The sequence below is a fragment of the Parashewanella sp. 2304DJ23-3 genome, assembly GCF_056591695.1.
In genome coordinates this window covers 431,650-447,369 of the sequence record NZ_JBWQOH010000001.1, presented here as the reverse complement: position 1 = coordinate 447,369, position 15,720 = coordinate 431,650, and the positions used below count along the sequence as shown (strand labels likewise).

Genomic DNA, 15,720 nt, shown 5'->3' with positions numbered 1-15,720 from the left:
ATATTGCTTAAAAGCAAATAAAGGCTTGCCATAGGCAAGCCTTTTTCATTAGTGAATTAGAAGTTCCTGCGCATTAGCCAATGAGCTTTGTGTGATAGTATCTCCTGCCAATAGTCGAGCTAGCTCTTCAATTCTCTGTTCTTTATTTAATGGGGTCATAGAGGTTTCGGTTTGTCCTTTAGCTGACTTTTTATTAACGAACATATGCTGGTGGCCATTACCTGCAACTTGTGGCAAGTGAGTAACACAAAATACTTGAGTCGATTCGCCTAAACTTCGTAGCATTCTGCCAACTACTGCTGCCGTTGGGCCAGAAATACCAACATCTACTTCGTCAAATATTAGCGTAGGTGTAGACACTTTCTGAGCGGTGATGACCTGAATTCCCAACCCTATTCTTGAGAGTTCTCCGCCAGAAGCAACCTTAGAAATGGGCTGCAAAGGTTGGCCAGGGTTAGTCGTCACTAAAAACTCAATACTGTCTCCACCAATGTTTGAAATGTTGTGTTCATTATGGCTCACTTCAATCTCAAACTTTCCTTTAGGCATATTAAGTTGGTGTATGGATTGAGTAACCAGTTTATCTAGCTCTTTAGCATATCGCTTTCGGCTTTGACTAAGCCTTTTTGCAGCTCGCTGATACTTGTCTTTAGCAGAATCAAGAGTGAGATGCATATCATCAAGCTTTCCTTCATCTAAAGAGATTTGCTCAAGTTCATGTTTAATCGATTGATGATGAGAGTAGAGTTCGTTTGGCGCAACAATGTGCTTTCGAGCAAGTTGCATTGTTTTTGATAGTCTTTGTTCAATGTACTCAAAATGCTCTGGATCTTGTTCTAAGTTGCTTAAATAATGTTGAATTTCACCGCTACTTTCTTGAATTTGAATCAGCGCATTATTCAGCATTTCTCCGACAGTCTTAAGATCTGGATCAAATGATTCAAGATCAGCAGCGAGCGAACTTGCTTGATTGAGCATTGACTCAATATTTTCATCAGAGTCGCAGAGTAAGTTTAAGCTCTGCTGGCAATGACTGATTAGATCTGTACTGTTGGCAAGTTTTTTATGTTCTTGTTCAATGTGTTCAAATTCGGTTTTCTTCAAATCAAACTCATCAAATTCTTGTACTTGGTATTCTAATAATTGCTGGCGAGCTTTACGTTCCTCTTGGGAGGCAAATAGCTGTTTTAATTCAGATTCAATACGTTTAACATTTTTATATTGTTTCTCGACATCACTGAGTAAACCTTGATGGTTAGCGTAGCTATCAAGGAGATCTAATTGGTGTTCATTTTTTAGCATCGCATGGTGAGCGTGCTGACCATGAACGGCAATAAGTAACTGACCAAGTGACTTGAGTTGTGATAGTGGGACAGGGTTGCTATTGATGTATGCGCGAGAGCGGCCTTCAGAAGTAATGGTTCTTCTTAAAATACATTCTTCATCACAATGAAGATCCTGATCTTCGAGCCAGCGTTTTGCCAAAGGAAGTTTATCAATATTAAATGTCGCTGATATTTCTGTTTTATTGGCACCTGGACGCACAGCATGTGTATCTGCACGATTTCCAAGGCACAGTCCTAGTGCGTCAATAGCGATAGATTTGCCTGCGCCAGTTTCTCCAGTGATACTCGTCATTCCTTTACTGAAGTCGAGTTCTAAAAAACGAACGATAGCGAAATTGTTGATACTCAGTTGGCAAAGCATAATGTTGTCCCTGTTAGCATCCATTACTATTCAATGTGTTGTGAAAAGTAATTGATCAGTCATTATCAAAACTACTGTATTGATAAACAGTATATACTGATTTTTTATACAGTAAATAGGTTTCATCAAAAATTCGATAAAAGACAGAGACAAAAAAGCCAGCTTAAAGCTGGCTTTATATGTTTTGCTTGGTTGTTAGCTTACGCTAATACCAATATTTGAAATGCCACTATCGACAATTTCTTTACGCAGCTCTTTTACAAATGCTGGTGATATCTTGTTTTCTTCAATGACATCTAACAGCATTGATTGCAGCTCGCGCTCTTCATTCATAGCTGGATGTTCAAAAACATAATCATCCAGTGCAGCTTCACTTAACTCTTGTTCGCAAGTAGCTTCGATGTAATTAGCCACTGTGCTAGAGGAAAGTTTACTGATGTTGGTGATATCGTCTTCTACTTTACTTTGTATTGCACTTAACAGAGCAATTAATGCAGAAACCGCATCTAAAGCAGGGAAAACACCGTAAGAATCAAAATCTACAGGTTCAGGCGCAACTTCGTCTAAACGCTCTAAGTAAATATCGATATTCAGTTTAAGTTTGTTGTCATATTGCTTTTGCCATAAAAGGTTTAAAGCAGTATCTAAAACTTGTGGGTTACCAAATTCGCAGACTTCAGAAAAAAGCTGATAATTTGGATACATTCTTTGACAAAGAGCGATGGCAAAGAGTTGTTTTTGAGGAAGACTAAGCGCTTTAAGGCGCTTAAAAAAGCCTGTTTTTTTAGTCATTAACTAATTTCCGACGACAGCTGCGAAATCACTTGTTTAATTGCAGATTCTACCTTAGTTAACTCGTCAAGTAACTCAAGAATTTCAGGTTCTAGCATTTCTGCTGTATGTCCTTGCTTCAAAGCAGACTCAATTTGCTGACAAAGCTTCTGAGTAGTTGGTACTCCGCAGTAGCAGCAAGCACCGTGCAGCTTATGAATAATGGCAAGCATAGCTTCATTGTTTCTAGACTCTAATGCTTCATCAATAAGTTGAGTTGTTTCAGGCATTGTGTCGAGCAACATTTTTAGCATTTCAATTGCCAACTCTTGTTTTTGGCTTGCTTGAGTTAAGCATAATTCCCAATTTAACGTATGGACATCAAAGTGGGTAAACTTAGGGCGAACAACCCATTTATCAATCACATTACTGAGTGCCTTGTCATCGATAGGTTTTGGTAAATGGCCCTCAATACCACTGCTGAGAATTTTTTGCTTCTCTTCGTCAATGGCGTGTGCGGTAACAGCAATCACAGGTGTGTTGCGATTGACCGACTTCTCTCTAATCAATTGAGTAGCTGCAATACCGTCAATATCAGGCATTTGAATATCCATTAGGATTAAGTCAAAGCGTTGGCTTTGAGATATTTTTACTGCATCAGCACCACTGGCAGCGGTAACCACGTTAGTGACCAGTTCCTCAAGCAGGGTTTTAATCAACATTAAGTTGGCTGGGTTATCATCAACGGCTAAAACTGTCAGGCTCTTTCTATCATTAACGATAGGCTGTTTTATATCGACTGGCTCGGCTGGCTGTTCAGTATTTTGTGAATAGAGAAGCTGCCTAGCTAGGGCTAAATCAGTAAATGGTGTTGAAATGATGCCATCGACAGAGCCTCTTAGCTTTTCGATGTCCTGCTCATTTTGGTGGCAATCATGCAACAAAAATATGCGACCTACTTTAGGCTGAGCAATGTCGAGAATGGCAGACACTTCTTTTTCATGGCATAAACCATTACAACTTAAAATGAGATAGTCAAAACTTAATGAAGAAGCGAGCTTAGCTTTTAAATCATCGATAGATGTCGCCATACGATAGTGAATGTTCCACAAGCGCATTTTCTTTGCGAGCATATTCGATGATAGAGTACGCGGCTCATAAATGAGTATTGATTTGTTACTTAATGATTTAATCGGTATTGAATCACCAAGCTTAAATTGACAGAGTTCAAGCGGCATCGTAAACCAAAACTTTGAACCAAAACCTTCTTTGGAGGAGAATGAAATCTCCCCATTTAATGAGCTCACTAAACGTTGAGTGATGATTAACCCTAACCCTGTACCACCAAACCTTCTTGAAATGGATGACTCGGCTTGGGTGAAAGCTTGGAACAGATTCTTTTGATGATCTTCTCTAATTCCAATACCAGTATCTTCAACTTCAAAACGCAAAATAACTTTATTTAGATGGCTGGACTCTAGAGAAACTTTAACGCTAACGCTTCCTGCATCAGTAAACTTAATCGCATTACCGACTAAATTCGTAATGATTTGATTAAGATGCATGGAGTCGCCATTCACGTTATCCGGAACATCTGCTTCAACGTCCACAACAATTTCTAAGCCTTTTTCATGAGCTGATGTAGATATAATCGCAAGAGTTTCATCCAGGCAATCCCTCAATCCAAACGGGATGTTTTCGATGACCATCTTTCCTGCTTCAAGCTTCGAAAAATCGAGAATGTCATTAATGATACTGAGCAGGTTGTTTGCACTTCTCTCAATGGTTTGAATGTACTCTAATTGGCTAGAATGAAGCGGCGTCTTAGCGAGTTGCTTAGAGAAGCCTATGACACCGTTGAGTGGCGTTCTCAACTCATGAGACATATTGGCTAAAAATTCAGATTTTGTTCTACTGGCTTCCTGAGCTCGCTTCTTAGCCATGTCTAATTCAACATTTTGAATCTCAATTTGCTCAAGAGTTCTCAATAAATCACCTGTGGCTTGTTGAACACTCTCATCGGTTTCTGTTCGGTAATGCTGCACGGAATGAGCGAGGTAGTTGATACCTTCTTTCATTGTGTCTAGTTCAGAAATATAAGACTTATCAATCAGCGAGACATTTGTGCCATAGCGAACATGAGTGATTAAACTGGTTATTTCTGATATTGGCCCAGTGAAATAACGAACTAAACGAATAGTAAAGAGTAAGTTTATTTGAACGCCACAAAGCACCACAATAAATGCAAGAATGATTGAGGTATGGTGCCCTTCAGTGGCTTTTTCATTATCGAAAATAATAGAAATATAGCCAAGCATAGGTCCCGGCTTGAATTTTGAGTGCGGTTGATCCAACTTTGAGCGTTCGTCATCAGATAATTTAAAAATGGGAGCTCTAGCAAGAATGTCATTTCCTACGTATTGTAATTCTTGTTTTGTCAGAGTAATTAACGAGTTTTCATAACGCATCCCATCAACTTCACCTTGAAAGTGGGAGGTGACGAAGAGTTGGTTTTGGTCATCAAAAACAGAGATCGAGCGAACAAAGCCACGTTCATTTAACTGCAAGTTGGTTAATAGTCGCTTCGCTTCATCACGTTGATTGTTACTGATGGATATTGCCAGTGATAGCGCAACAGGATCTGTAATTCGTTTGATTCTGTCTTTCACCTGTGAATCTTCATCGTATGTTTTGTTTACGGTGAAGATCGTGGCGAGTACAATACCCATCACCAAAGTGGGGATGAGAGCTAAAAGTAACACCCATACACGCAAATTACTTTTTGAAGCGTCGGAATCAATTTTAGTTTTTGAAGTTTGAAATCCGTTATTAAAATCTTGCAAAGAATACTCTTTATTATTGTTGTTTTAGCTTCCCGTTTTCCGCAATCTAGCTCTGAGAAGTTCTGATGAACATCAGATGCTAATACTTTATCCATTTTGAGGCAAATATGGCGCAGTTTTTTAAAAATAAACCCCGAAATTCAAAGAAAACATCACCAAAAATGACGATGGAGATCCGTCAGCTTGATCATTTAGGTGCTGGGGTTGCGCATCATCAGGGTAAAGTAGTGTTTGTTCCGGGGGCATTACCATCTGAAAAGGTTGAATTACAACTTGTAGATCAAAAGAAAAAATACGCAAAAGGTAAGTTACTTAAAGTAATTCAAGCGAGTGATGAACGTGTCGAGCCTGAATGTCCACACTTTAGTCAATGTGGTGGTTGTGATCTACAGCACTTGCGAATCGCAAACCAAAGAAAGCATAAGGTTGAATCACTCAAGCAAGTTTTCAGTAAATTGACGAACGTTGAGCCTAAAGCAGTATCTATCATCGAAGGAGAAGATAGACATTATCGACGTCGAGCAAAACTTGCTACCTACTTTGATACAAACGTAAAACAATTAATTGTTGGTTTTCGTCAGCTTGCGAGCCATAAAATCGAACCAATTAAAACTTGCATGGTGATTGCGCCGACGTTGTCGGTATTAATTGAGCCTATATCGTTTGTACTGAATCAACTGAAAAGTGTGAGAACGATTGGACATGTTGAATTAATTGCCGGAGAGAATGCAACTTTCGTTGTAATACGTACTCCTAAAGCAATTGGGGAATCAGATAAGAACCTGCTTCAAAACTTTGCCGTTAGCCATAACGTTATTTTGCAACTACAACATGATAACGAGATAGAACAACTTTCTGGTGATGAAAAGCAACCTATCTATAAAGTGAATGAAACCGTATTAGCGTTTAATTCAGGTAACTTTGTGCAGGTGAATGGTGACATCAATCAAAAGATGGTAGCACAAGCCATTGACTGGCTTGAGCCGAATAGCAGTGACAGAGTATTAGATTTGTTCTGTGGTATGGGGAACTTTAGTCTGCCGTTAGCTAAGCTGTGTAGAAATGTTGTGGGTATTGAAGGCGTTGAAGCGGCTGTAGAGCAAGCAAAGCAAAATGCGCTATCAAATCATATTGAAAATGCAGCGTTTTATGAGTGTGACTTAACATCAGACATCACTGAAAAAGTTTGGTATGGCAAAGTGGATAAATTGCTGTTAGATCCTGCACGAGCAGGAGCTTATGAAGCCCTGCAAAAAGTGAAAAAGATGAACCCTGAGCGTATCGTTTATGTGTCTTGTGATCCCTCAAGTTTATCAAGAGACTCAAAGTTATTGATTGATGGCGGATATGAATTGCAGAAATTGTCTATGATTGATATGTTTCCTCAGACTCATCATATTGAAGCTATGGCGCTATTTACAAGAGAGTCTTAATTCTAAGAGTTTTGTGGTTAATACCAAAAGGAAGTTATAAATGGTAACGGTTCGAGAAACGCATTTAGAAAATCAGAATTTTAATCTTAAAGATTGGATTGGTCGTTATCTTCACTCTGATGATGATGCCAAATTGCTGCTGACTTTTCTCGAATCCTTAACCGAAGCTCAAAAAGACGGCAGTACTTTACTTGAAGGTGAAACCTTTACCTATGCCAGAGAAATGGTAGAGATTTTAGCACCTTTGCATATGGATCTTGAGACACTTCAAGCGGCAGTTCTTTATGTTTTATTACAAGAGGACAAGCTTGACCAAGAAAAAATATTAGATTTGTTTGGTAAGGACCTCGCAACTCTAGTTCATAGCGCTGGCACGATGAGTGCAATTAGTGCCTTAAAGACTTCTCCAAATAATAAGGCTTCAGAATCCCAGATTGATAAGATCCGCAAGATGTTATTGGCAATGGTTGAGGATGTACGCGCCGTTGTGATTAAGTTAGCCGAGCGTGTTTGTTTACTTCGTAAAGTGAAAAATGACGATGAAGAAACGAGAGTTCTGCTTGCTAGAGAAATTACTGATATCTATGCACCTCTAGCGAACCGTTTGGGTATTGGTCAGCTTAAGTGGGAACTTGAAGATATGTCTTTTCGATATCTTCACCCTCAAACTTACATTGAAATTGCCAAAAAATTAGATGGCAAGCGTCTTGATCGTGAATCTTTTATCGAGTCTTTCGTTTCGAATTTACAAGCGGAATTAGATAAAGAAGATATCCGAGCAAAAGTGTATGGTCGCCCTAAGCATATCTATAGCATCTGGAAAAAGATGCAGGGTAAAGATTTAAAGTTTGATGAGTTATTTGATGTACGAGCCGTTCGTATCGTTACGGATCGTTTGCAAGATTGCTACAGCGCATTAGGTGTAGTGCATACACTTTTTCATCATATACCAAAAGAGTTTGATGACTACGTAGCCAATCCAAAACCAAATGGTTATCAATCAATACATACAATTGTTGTAGGCCCTGAAGGTAAGACAGTTGAAATCCAAATTCGTACAGAAGCGATGCATGAAGATGCTGAGCTAGGTGTTGCAGCGCACTGGAAATACAAAGAAGGCAGCAGTTCGGGTAAACAAAGTGGCTATGAAGAAAAAATTAACTGGTTGCGTAAAATTCTTCAGTGGCAAGAAGATGTTTCTGAAAGTGGCAGTTTAGTTGATGAAGTTCGAAGCCAAGTCTTTGAAGATCGTGTCTATGTATTTACACCTAAAGGAGAAGTTGTCGATTTGCCAGCAGGCTGTACGGTACTTGATTTTGCTTATTATGTTCACTCTCAAGTGGGTCATCGTTGTATCGGCGCTAAAGTTGATGGTCGTATTGTGCCATTTACTTATCAAGTTCAGACGGGTGAGCGAGTTGAAATCATTACCACCAAACATCCAAGTCCAAAACGTGATTGGCTAAATCCAAGCCTAGGATATATCCGTTCTTCTCGTTCTCGCTCTAAAATTCAACATTGGTTTAAGCAACAAGATAAAGATAAAAATGCTATTGCTGGTAAAGAAATGCTTGAAGCAGAGCTTTCTCGTTTGGGTTTAACGGTCAAAGATGCTGAAAGTGCAGTAGAGCGTTTTAACATGCTTAGCCTCGAAGATTTATTGGCTGGTATCGGCGGTGGAGACGTTCGCTTAAATCAAGTCGTTAACCACGTACAAAGTCGACAAGTAAACAAAGACAAACACGATGCTTCTGCTGCCGTTGAAGACTTGCTGAAGAAAGGGCAAGCGCGCAGCTCAGGTCAGAGTAAAGGCCAAATTGAGGTTAATGGTGTGGGTAACCTTATGACCCACCTCGGGCGTTGCTGTCAGCCAGTGGCAGGCGATGAAATCGTTGGCTTTATTACTAAAGGCCGAGGTATTTCAGTTCATCGTGATGAATGTGACCAATTGAAAGAGCTGATACGTCAAAACCCTGAGCGTGTAGTTGATGTAGTTTGGGGAGAGAACTATTCAGGTGGCTTTAAAGTTAAAATGCGTGTGATAGCCAGTGACAGAACAGGCTTGCTGCGTGATGTCACTACGGTTTTAGCATCAGAAAAAGCAAACGTGCTGAATATGAGTTCGGCTTCAGATATGAAGAAACAAACTGCAACAGTCGAGGTGCATCTTGAGCTGTATAACGTAGATACCTTGAGTAAGTTAATTGCAAAGCTTCAACAAATTGAAGGTGTATTTGAGGCGAAGCGTTTTTAATGGCAAAAAAAATTGAACAGCTTTTAAATGTGATGTCTCAACTACGTAACCCTGAATCGGGTTGCCCTTGGGACATCAAACAGACTTATGCTTCTATTGTGCCTTTTACTCTTGAAGAAGCTTATGAAGTAGCAGACACCATAGAGCGTGAATCTTGGGATGAGTTACCCGATGAGCTGGGTGATTTACTGTTTCAAGTTGTGTTTTATTGCCAAATTGCCAAAGAAGAAGGGCGGTTTGAGTTTGATGATGTGGTGCAGTGCATTCTTGACAAGTTGATTCGACGTCACCCACATGTATTTGAAGATGCAAAGTTACAAGGCTCAGAGCAAGCCAATTGGGAAAGATTAAAGTCGGCGGAAAGGAAGCAGAAATCACAAGACTCAGTGCTTGACGATATTCCAATCGCATTGCCTGCATTATCGAGAGCACATAAGATTCAAAAACGAGCGGCTTCGATAGGCTTTGACTGGGATAACATCAATGATGTATCGGCAAAAGTCACCGAGGAGCTTCAAGAAGTAATGGAAGAAGTCGAACAACCTTTAGTCGATAAAGAAAGGTTGAAAGATGAATTAGGCGACTTATTTTTTTCAGTAGTCAACCTTGCTCGTCACCTTGACGTTGAACCAGAGGAAGCCGTTAGACAAGCTAACCACAAGTTTGAAACTCGCTTTCGTCAAGTTGAAGTTGCCGTCGAGCAAGATAACAAAGTGATGTCCGATCTCAATATTGAGCAGCTGGATTCGTATTGGAATACAGTGAAAAATTCTGAAAAATAATCCAAAACATAATTGTTAAGGAGGAGTGGTTTTGGTAAACTACTTCCCCGTCCTAGTGCTTCACAAATCTTCCATTTTTTCACACTCAATAATATGTGAATCGGATTGATCTAAGCACCTTATTTTCAATTTCATTTTCTCAGGTTCAGCATGACTACAAGGTATATCTTCGTAACTGGTGGTGTGGTTTCATCACTAGGTAAAGGCATTGCAGCAGCATCATTAGCAGCGATTCTAGAAGCCAGAGGGCTTAACGTCACTATAATGAAATTGGATCCATATATTAATGTTGATCCAGGTACCATGAGCCCAACACAGCATGGTGAAGTATTCGTTACTGAGGATGGGGCGGAAACGGATTTAGACCTTGGTCACTATGAGCGTTTTATTCGCACCAAGATGAATCGTCTAAACAACTTCACTACCGGCCGTATTTATGAAGAGGTACTTCGTAAAGAACGTCGTGGTGATTACCTTGGTGCAACCATTCAGGTTATCCCTCACATTACGAATGCAATCAAAGACAAAGTGCTTGCTGGTGGTGAAGGTCATGACGTGGCTATCGTTGAGATTGGCGGTACGGTAGGTGATATAGAATCACTTCCTTTCTTAGAGTCAATTCGTCAATTGGGTGTTGAATTAGGTCGTGCTCGCACCTTATTCATGCACTTAACATTAGTTCCTTTCTTAGGTGCAGCAGGCGAAGTAAAAACGAAGCCTACTCAACACTCGGTTAAAGAGCTGCGTTCAATCGGTATCGCCCCAGACGTACTGGTTTGTCGTGGTGATCGTGCTATCCCGAGCAATGAAAAAGCGAAAATCTCACTATTCTGTAATGTTGAAGAACGTGCAGTAATTTCATTAAAAGACGTAGACAGCATTTACAAAATCCCAGCATTACTTAAGTCTCAAGGTTTAGACGAACTTGTGACTTCTCGTTTTGGTTTAACGTGTAAAGAAGCCGATCTTTCTGAGTGGGAAAACGTAATTTACCAAGAAGCTAACCCGACAGAAGAAGTTGTGATTGGCATGGTGGGTAAATATATTGAACTACCAGATGCATACAAATCGGTTAACGAAGCACTCAAACATGCAGGTTTGAAAAACCGTGTATCGGTAACGATCAAGTATGTTGATTCACAAACTGTTGAAGCCAAAGGCGATGAAGTGCTTGAAGGCTTAGATGGCATCCTCATTCCTGGTGGATTCGGTGAACGTGGTGTTGAAGGCAAAATTCTTGCTGCAAAATATGCGCGTGAAAATAATGTCCCATATTTTGGTATCTGTTTAGGTATGCAAGTCGCACTAATTGAATTCGCTCGTAACGTTGCCGGTATGAAAGATGCGCACTCAACCGAGTTTAACAAGGAGTCACCTTTCCCAGTTGTGGGCTTGATCACGGAATGGATTGGTAAAGAAGGTAAGATCGAGCAACGTGATGAAGCATCTGATTTGGGCGGCACAATGCGTTTAGGTGCACAGCTTTGTCATCTAAAGAAAGGTTCGAAAGCGGCACAAGCTTATGGTTCAGAAACGTGCGTGGAACGTCATCGCCATCGCTTTGAAGTAAATAACAATTTTGTTGAACAGTTAGAAAAAGCAGGTTTAGCATTTAGTGGTCTTTCTTCTGATAAGAAGTTAGTAGAAATGATTGAGTTACCAGAGCACCCATGGTTTGTTGCTGGTCAATTCCACCCAGAGTTTACTTCTACCCCAAGAGATGGACATCCATTATTTGAAGGTTTTATTGCTGCATCAGCTGAGTTTCAAAAGAAACAATAACCTTTAAAAAATTGAATTATGAAGCCGGAGCTTATTTCTCCGGCTTATTTCCTTGAAAAGGTCGATTCTTATAGCAGTTTTTTTGTCGTAGCTGTTACAAGAATGAACTTTTCATTTTTAATGAATTTAAGAATTTCAAATTTAAGTCAAAAATCGAGGATTAAAATGGCTAAGATTATCAAAGTAATTGGTCGTGAGATCATGGACTCACGTGGTAACCCAACTGTTGAAGCTGAAGTTCACTTAGAAGGTGGATTCATTGGTATGGCGGCTGCGCCATCTGGTGCATCAACAGGTAGCCGTGAAGCACTAGAATTACGTGATGGTGACAAGGCTCGTTACTTAGGTAAAGGTGTATTAAAAGCGGTTGAAAACGTAAATGGTTTAATTGCTGAAGCGCTAGTTGGTAAAGAATCAACGGCTCAATCTGACGTTGACCAAGTCATGCTAGACCTAGATGGCACAGAGAACAAAGATAAGTTAGGTGCTAACGCAATCCTAGCGGTATCTCTTGCAAATGCTAAAGCAGCAGCAGCATTCAAAGGTATTCCTTTATACGCTCATATTGCTGAATTAAACGGTACTCCAGGTCAGTACTCTATGCCTGTTCCAATGATGAACATCATTAACGGTGGCGAGCACGCTGATAACAACGTTGATATCCAAGAATTCATGGTTCAACCAGTTGGCGCTAAGAGCTTCCGTGAAGCACTACGCATGGGTGCTGAAATCTTCCACGCACTTAAGAAAGTACTAAAAGGCAAAGGTCTTAATACTGCAGTGGGTGACGAAGGCGGTTTCGCTCCTAACCTAGCTTCAAACGCTGACGCACTAGCTGTAATTAAAGAAGCTGTTGCTGCTGCTGGATATGAGCTAGGTACAGATGTGACTTTAGCATTAGATTGTGCTGCATCTGAGTTCTACAAAGATGGTAAGTATGACCTATCTGGTGAAGGAAAAGTATTCGATTCAAACGGTTTCTCTGACTTCCTTAAGTCACTTGCTGATGAATACCCAATTGTTTCTATCGAAGATGGTCTTGATGAGTCAGATTGGGATGGTTGGGCATACCAAACTGAAATCATGGGCGACAAAGTTCAATTAGTGGGTGACGATTTATTCGTAACAAACACTAAGATCTTAGCTCGTGGTATCGAGAATAAGATTGGTAACTCTATCCTAATTAAGTTCAACCAAATTGGCTCTCTAACTGAAACTTTAGCTGCAATCCGTATGGCTAAAGAAGCTGGTTATACAGCTGTGATTTCTCACCGCTCTGGTGAAACTGAAGATGCTACAATTGCTGATTTAGCAGTTGGTACTGCGGCTGGCCAAATCAAGACAGGTTCTCTATGTCGTTCAGACCGTGTTGCTAAGTACAACCAATTGTTACGTATTGAAGAGCAATTAGGTGAAAAAGCTGCATATCGTGGCTTAGCAGAAATCAACGCTAAGCGTTAATTTCTAAATATGTGAACCTAGAGCACTCGCTTTAGGTTCACGTTCATTCTCTATTCAGTAGAAATACCCTACTTTCATAACCTAGACGTTTGAATCTTCAAAGCCTTAATTCAAAGGTACATGGATTCGGTTTGCAAGTTAATTTTGCAATTAGTTAAGAGGTTTGTATGAAAAAAATATTTGCTTTATCTCTCCCTTTTTTGATTCCAACTTTATGTTTTGCTGCAACAAATACACCACTTAAAAAGCTGAATGGTCATTCGTATTTGTTCAATCAAGGATATTATGCGAGCTTAGTTGTGATTGGTGAAAACGGAGTTTTAATTACTGATCCAGCTAATCCAACAAGAGCCAAAGCGCTAAAGCAAGCATTGAAGAAAGTGACGGATAAATCGGTGACGGCAATTGTATTATCTCAAGCTCACTTTGATCATATTGGTGGGACTCGAGAATTTCCAGGCGCCAAAACCTACATTGAAAGTGCCGCTAATAACGTGTTGAGATTTGATCCTCTACATATTGCCCCAAGTAAATTTGATGTGTCATATCATGGTAAGCATGTTATTAATTTAGGTAATGTTAGTGTTGATGTCATAGAGCTTGGAGCAAGTGATGGCGATGCAGCATCGGCGATTTACGTCCCAAATGATCAAGTTGTTTATACAGCTGACTTATATCAAAGCTATAAAATCACAAATAAAAAGTACTTACCTTCATTGAATGGTGTTGGCGTAAAAGAAGCATTAGATCGCATTTCAACATGGAAAATTAAATATGCCATTGATGGTCATACCGCTAATACATCTGTTCAAGCACTTTATGATTATCGTGATCTTTATGACGATATTTATCATCAAGTCTTAGCTAAGGTGGTAGCGGAGCAGAAAAAAAATTCTAGTGGTTTATATGATTATGCCTACTCTGGTATTCAAAATGACATTCATTTAACCAAGTATGACGCCAGCAAATGGCAACAATTAGATCAATTGCCTGCACATGTCCAAAGGATGGCGCTGTCTATTGTTCATGGTGGCTGAATAAATTACCTAACTATTACTGTTGATGGCTTGCTTCGTTGATTTAACTCACTCATAATTACCATACCTTGGGCTGCCTATTTAGGTAGCCTAAATTTTTGGGTATAGTTTTGTTTTCAAAGCTAAATATTCTGATTATATTTTAAATTCTATGAGATTTTTATACGCAAGTTTATTTGTTTTATTAGCGATGTTGCAATATCGCCTATGGCAGGGTGAGAATAGCTTGCGGGAGTATTTTAGCTTACAAAAACAAATCGAAGTCCAGAACCAGAGCAATGATAAATTAAAAGCCAGAAATCAAGTCTTAAAAGAGGAGATTGCCGATCTTAAAGATGGTACTGAAGCCATTGAAGAACGGGCAAGAAACGAACTTGGATTGGTTAAAGAAGGCGAAACTTTTTATCGAGTGGTCTCTGGTAAGAAAAAACATCATTTCATCGACTCAGAATGAGTAATATGAGCCAAGTACAAAAGATTATCGCCATAATTCCCGCCGCTGGTGTAGGGAAACGTATGGGCGTCAATATTCCTAAGCAATATCTATCCATTAATAACAAGCCGATATTAAGTCACACTCTGAGCGCTTTTTTAAATCATCCCAAAATTGATAAGGTGATCGTCGCAATCAGTAAAGAAGATGAGTACTTTGCCGATTTAAAAGAGGCCGAACACCCAAAATTGATTCGAACTTTCGGTGGGGCTGAAAGAGCGGATACTGTACTAGCAGCTTTAGAGCACGCTCAAAGTGAAGGGTACAATGACGCTTGGGTATTAGTTCATGATGCAGCGCGTCCCTGTATTACTCATGTTGATATTGACTTGATGCTTGACTCAAGACAACAGTTTCCACAAGGCTCAATACTGGCCATGCCTGTGAGGGATACCATGAAGCGTGCGGGTGACAATTATCAAATATCTGAAACTGTTTGCCGTGAACAATTATGGCATGCGATGACGCCGCAAATGTTCCCTATTAGTGCTTTAATGAATAACCTTAAAAATGCGTTACTGGCCAGTGCAACCATTACGGATGAAGCTTCAGCGATGGAATGGGCTGGAGAATGTCCTGGATTGATTGCAGGAAGACCAGATAATATTAAAGTAACACATGCAGAAGATCTTCAGTTGGCACGTCTTTATATCGAACAACATGAGAGAAACGTAGAATGACAATAAGAATTGGTCACGGCTTTGATGTACATAAATTTGGTGGTGATAAGCCATTAATGTTAGGTGGTGTGCTGGTTCCTTATGATGTTGGACTGATTGCTCACTCTGATGGTGATGTTGTTCTACATGCGATTTCTGATGCCATTTTAGGTGCAATGGCCTTAGGTGATATCGGCAAGCATTTTCCTGATACAGATCCTGAATTTTCTGGTGCTGACAGCCGAGAATTACTCAAGCATTGCTATAAACTTGCATTAGAAAAAGGCTTTAAACTTGGAAACCTTGATGTCACTGTGATTGCTCAAGCACCTAAAATGTCACCACACATTGAAGCTATTCGTGAAGTTTTAGCACAAGATTTAGATTCAGATATTGACTCTATAAACGTAAAAGCGACAACTACAGAAAAACTTGGATTTACAGGACGTAAAGAAGGGATTGCCGTTGAAGCAGTCGTATTAATGCAGGCTCTTTAAA

The 15,720-nt window shown here is 39.9% G+C and carries 12 protein-coding genes; 9 read left to right on the top strand and 3 right to left on the bottom strand.

The features are described 5' to 3' along the window. Positions 1-48: 48 nt before the first annotated feature. The 3 genes from recN to barA form a co-directional block, all read right to left on the bottom strand. On the bottom strand, positions 49-1,707 hold the full coding sequence (gene recN / locus AC1EU2_RS01900; protein ID WP_480297058.1) for a DNA repair protein RecN: 1,659 nt from the start codon (positions 1,705-1,707) through the stop codon (positions 49-51). A 195-nt stretch (positions 1,708-1,902) separates the two neighbouring features. After that, positions 1,903-2,499: a YjaG family protein gene (locus AC1EU2_RS01895; protein WP_480296315.1), complete on the bottom strand. Its 597-nt coding sequence runs from the start codon at positions 2,497-2,499 to the stop codon at positions 1,903-1,905. Continuing rightward, the gene (gene barA / locus AC1EU2_RS01890; protein ID WP_480296314.1) at positions 2,499-5,321 is read right to left on the bottom strand and encodes a two-component sensor histidine kinase BarA; all 2,823 of its coding nucleotides are present in this window, start codon (positions 5,319-5,321) and stop codon (positions 2,499-2,501) included. The genes AC1EU2_RS01895 and barA overlap by 1 nt, the downstream gene beginning before the upstream one ends. Before the next feature lie 107 nt (positions 5,322-5,428). Here barA and rlmD point away from each other — a divergent pair, with 107 nt between their 5' ends. The 9 genes from rlmD (at position 5,429) to ispF (ending at position 15,719) form a co-directional block, all read left to right on the top strand. Continuing rightward, complete coding sequence (rlmD, locus tag AC1EU2_RS01885) at positions 5,429-6,754, top strand: 23S rRNA (uracil(1939)-C(5))-methyltransferase RlmD (protein ID WP_480296313.1); 1,326 nt, start codon at positions 5,429-5,431, stop codon at positions 6,752-6,754. A gap of 40 nt (positions 6,755-6,794) precedes the next feature. Then, positions 6,795-9,008, top strand: coding sequence for a GTP diphosphokinase (gene relA / locus AC1EU2_RS01880; RefSeq protein WP_480296312.1), 2,214 nt, complete (start codon positions 6,795-6,797; stop codon positions 9,006-9,008). Further along, entirely contained in the window at positions 9,008-9,790 is a 783-nt protein-coding gene (gene mazG, locus AC1EU2_RS01875; RefSeq protein ID WP_480296311.1) for a nucleoside triphosphate pyrophosphohydrolase, read from the top strand. Before relA ends, mazG begins: the two co-directional genes overlap by 1 nt. Before the next feature lie 150 nt (positions 9,791-9,940). After that, positions 9,941-11,572 carry a CTP synthase gene (locus tag AC1EU2_RS01870; protein ID WP_480296310.1) on the top strand — a complete coding sequence of 544 codons (1,632 nt, stop codon included), beginning with the start codon at positions 9,941-9,943 and terminating at the stop codon, positions 11,570-11,572. Positions 11,573-11,737: 165 nt separating this feature from the next. Then, on the top strand, positions 11,738-13,033 hold the full coding sequence (gene eno / locus AC1EU2_RS01865) for a phosphopyruvate hydratase (RefSeq protein WP_480296308.1): 1,296 nt from the start codon (positions 11,738-11,740) through the stop codon (positions 13,031-13,033). A 167-nt stretch (positions 13,034-13,200) separates the two neighbouring features. Further along, positions 13,201-14,070 (top strand): MBL fold metallo-hydrolase, encoded by an 870-nt coding sequence (locus tag AC1EU2_RS01860; RefSeq protein WP_480296306.1) that lies wholly within the window; start codon positions 13,201-13,203, stop codon positions 14,068-14,070. A 151-nt stretch (positions 14,071-14,221) separates the two neighbouring features. Then, positions 14,222-14,524 (top strand): cell division protein FtsB, encoded by a 303-nt coding sequence (ftsB, locus tag AC1EU2_RS01855; protein ID WP_480296304.1) that lies wholly within the window; start codon positions 14,222-14,224, stop codon positions 14,522-14,524. A 5-nt stretch (positions 14,525-14,529) separates the two neighbouring features. Beyond that, positions 14,530-15,243 carry a 2-C-methyl-D-erythritol 4-phosphate cytidylyltransferase gene (gene ispD, locus AC1EU2_RS01850; RefSeq protein WP_480296303.1) on the top strand — a complete coding sequence of 238 codons (714 nt, stop codon included), beginning with the start codon at positions 14,530-14,532 and terminating at the stop codon, positions 15,241-15,243. Continuing rightward, complete coding sequence (gene ispF / locus AC1EU2_RS01845) at positions 15,240-15,719, top strand: 2-C-methyl-D-erythritol 2,4-cyclodiphosphate synthase (protein ID WP_480296301.1); 480 nt, start codon at positions 15,240-15,242, stop codon at positions 15,717-15,719. The genes ispD and ispF overlap by 4 nt, the downstream gene beginning before the upstream one ends. Position 15,720 lies beyond the last annotated feature (1 nt).

What these genes read in the sequence shown, in the direction of transcription:
- AC1EU2_RS01870 (WP_480296310.1), top strand. Translation starts at nt 9,941, where the DNA reads ATGACTACAAGGTATATCTTCGTAACTGGTGGTGTGGTTTCATCACTA.
- ispD (WP_480296303.1), top strand. Translation starts at nt 14,530, where the DNA reads ATGAGCCAAGTACAAAAGATTATCGCCATAATTCCCGCCGCTGGTGTA.
- AC1EU2_RS01895 (WP_480296315.1), bottom strand. Translation starts at nt 2,499, where the DNA reads ATGACTAAAAAAACAGGCTTTTTTAAGCGCCTTAAAGCGCTTAGTCTT.
- AC1EU2_RS01860 (WP_480296306.1), top strand. Translation starts at nt 13,201, where the DNA reads ATGAAAAAAATATTTGCTTTATCTCTCCCTTTTTTGATTCCAACTTTA.
- eno (WP_480296308.1), top strand. Translation starts at nt 11,738, where the DNA reads ATGGCTAAGATTATCAAAGTAATTGGTCGTGAGATCATGGACTCACGT.
- relA (WP_480296312.1), top strand. Translation starts at nt 6,795, where the DNA reads ATGGTAACGGTTCGAGAAACGCATTTAGAAAATCAGAATTTTAATCTT.
- rlmD (WP_480296313.1), top strand. Translation starts at nt 5,429, where the DNA reads ATGGCGCAGTTTTTTAAAAATAAACCCCGAAATTCAAAGAAAACATCA.
- mazG (WP_480296311.1), top strand. Translation starts at nt 9,008, where the DNA reads ATGGCAAAAAAAATTGAACAGCTTTTAAATGTGATGTCTCAACTACGT.
- ftsB (WP_480296304.1), top strand. Translation starts at nt 14,222, where the DNA reads ATGAGATTTTTATACGCAAGTTTATTTGTTTTATTAGCGATGTTGCAA.
- recN (WP_480297058.1), bottom strand. Translation starts at nt 1,707, where the DNA reads ATGCTTTGCCAACTGAGTATCAACAATTTCGCTATCGTTCGTTTTTTA.
- ispF (WP_480296301.1), top strand. Translation starts at nt 15,240, where the DNA reads ATGACAATAAGAATTGGTCACGGCTTTGATGTACATAAATTTGGTGGT.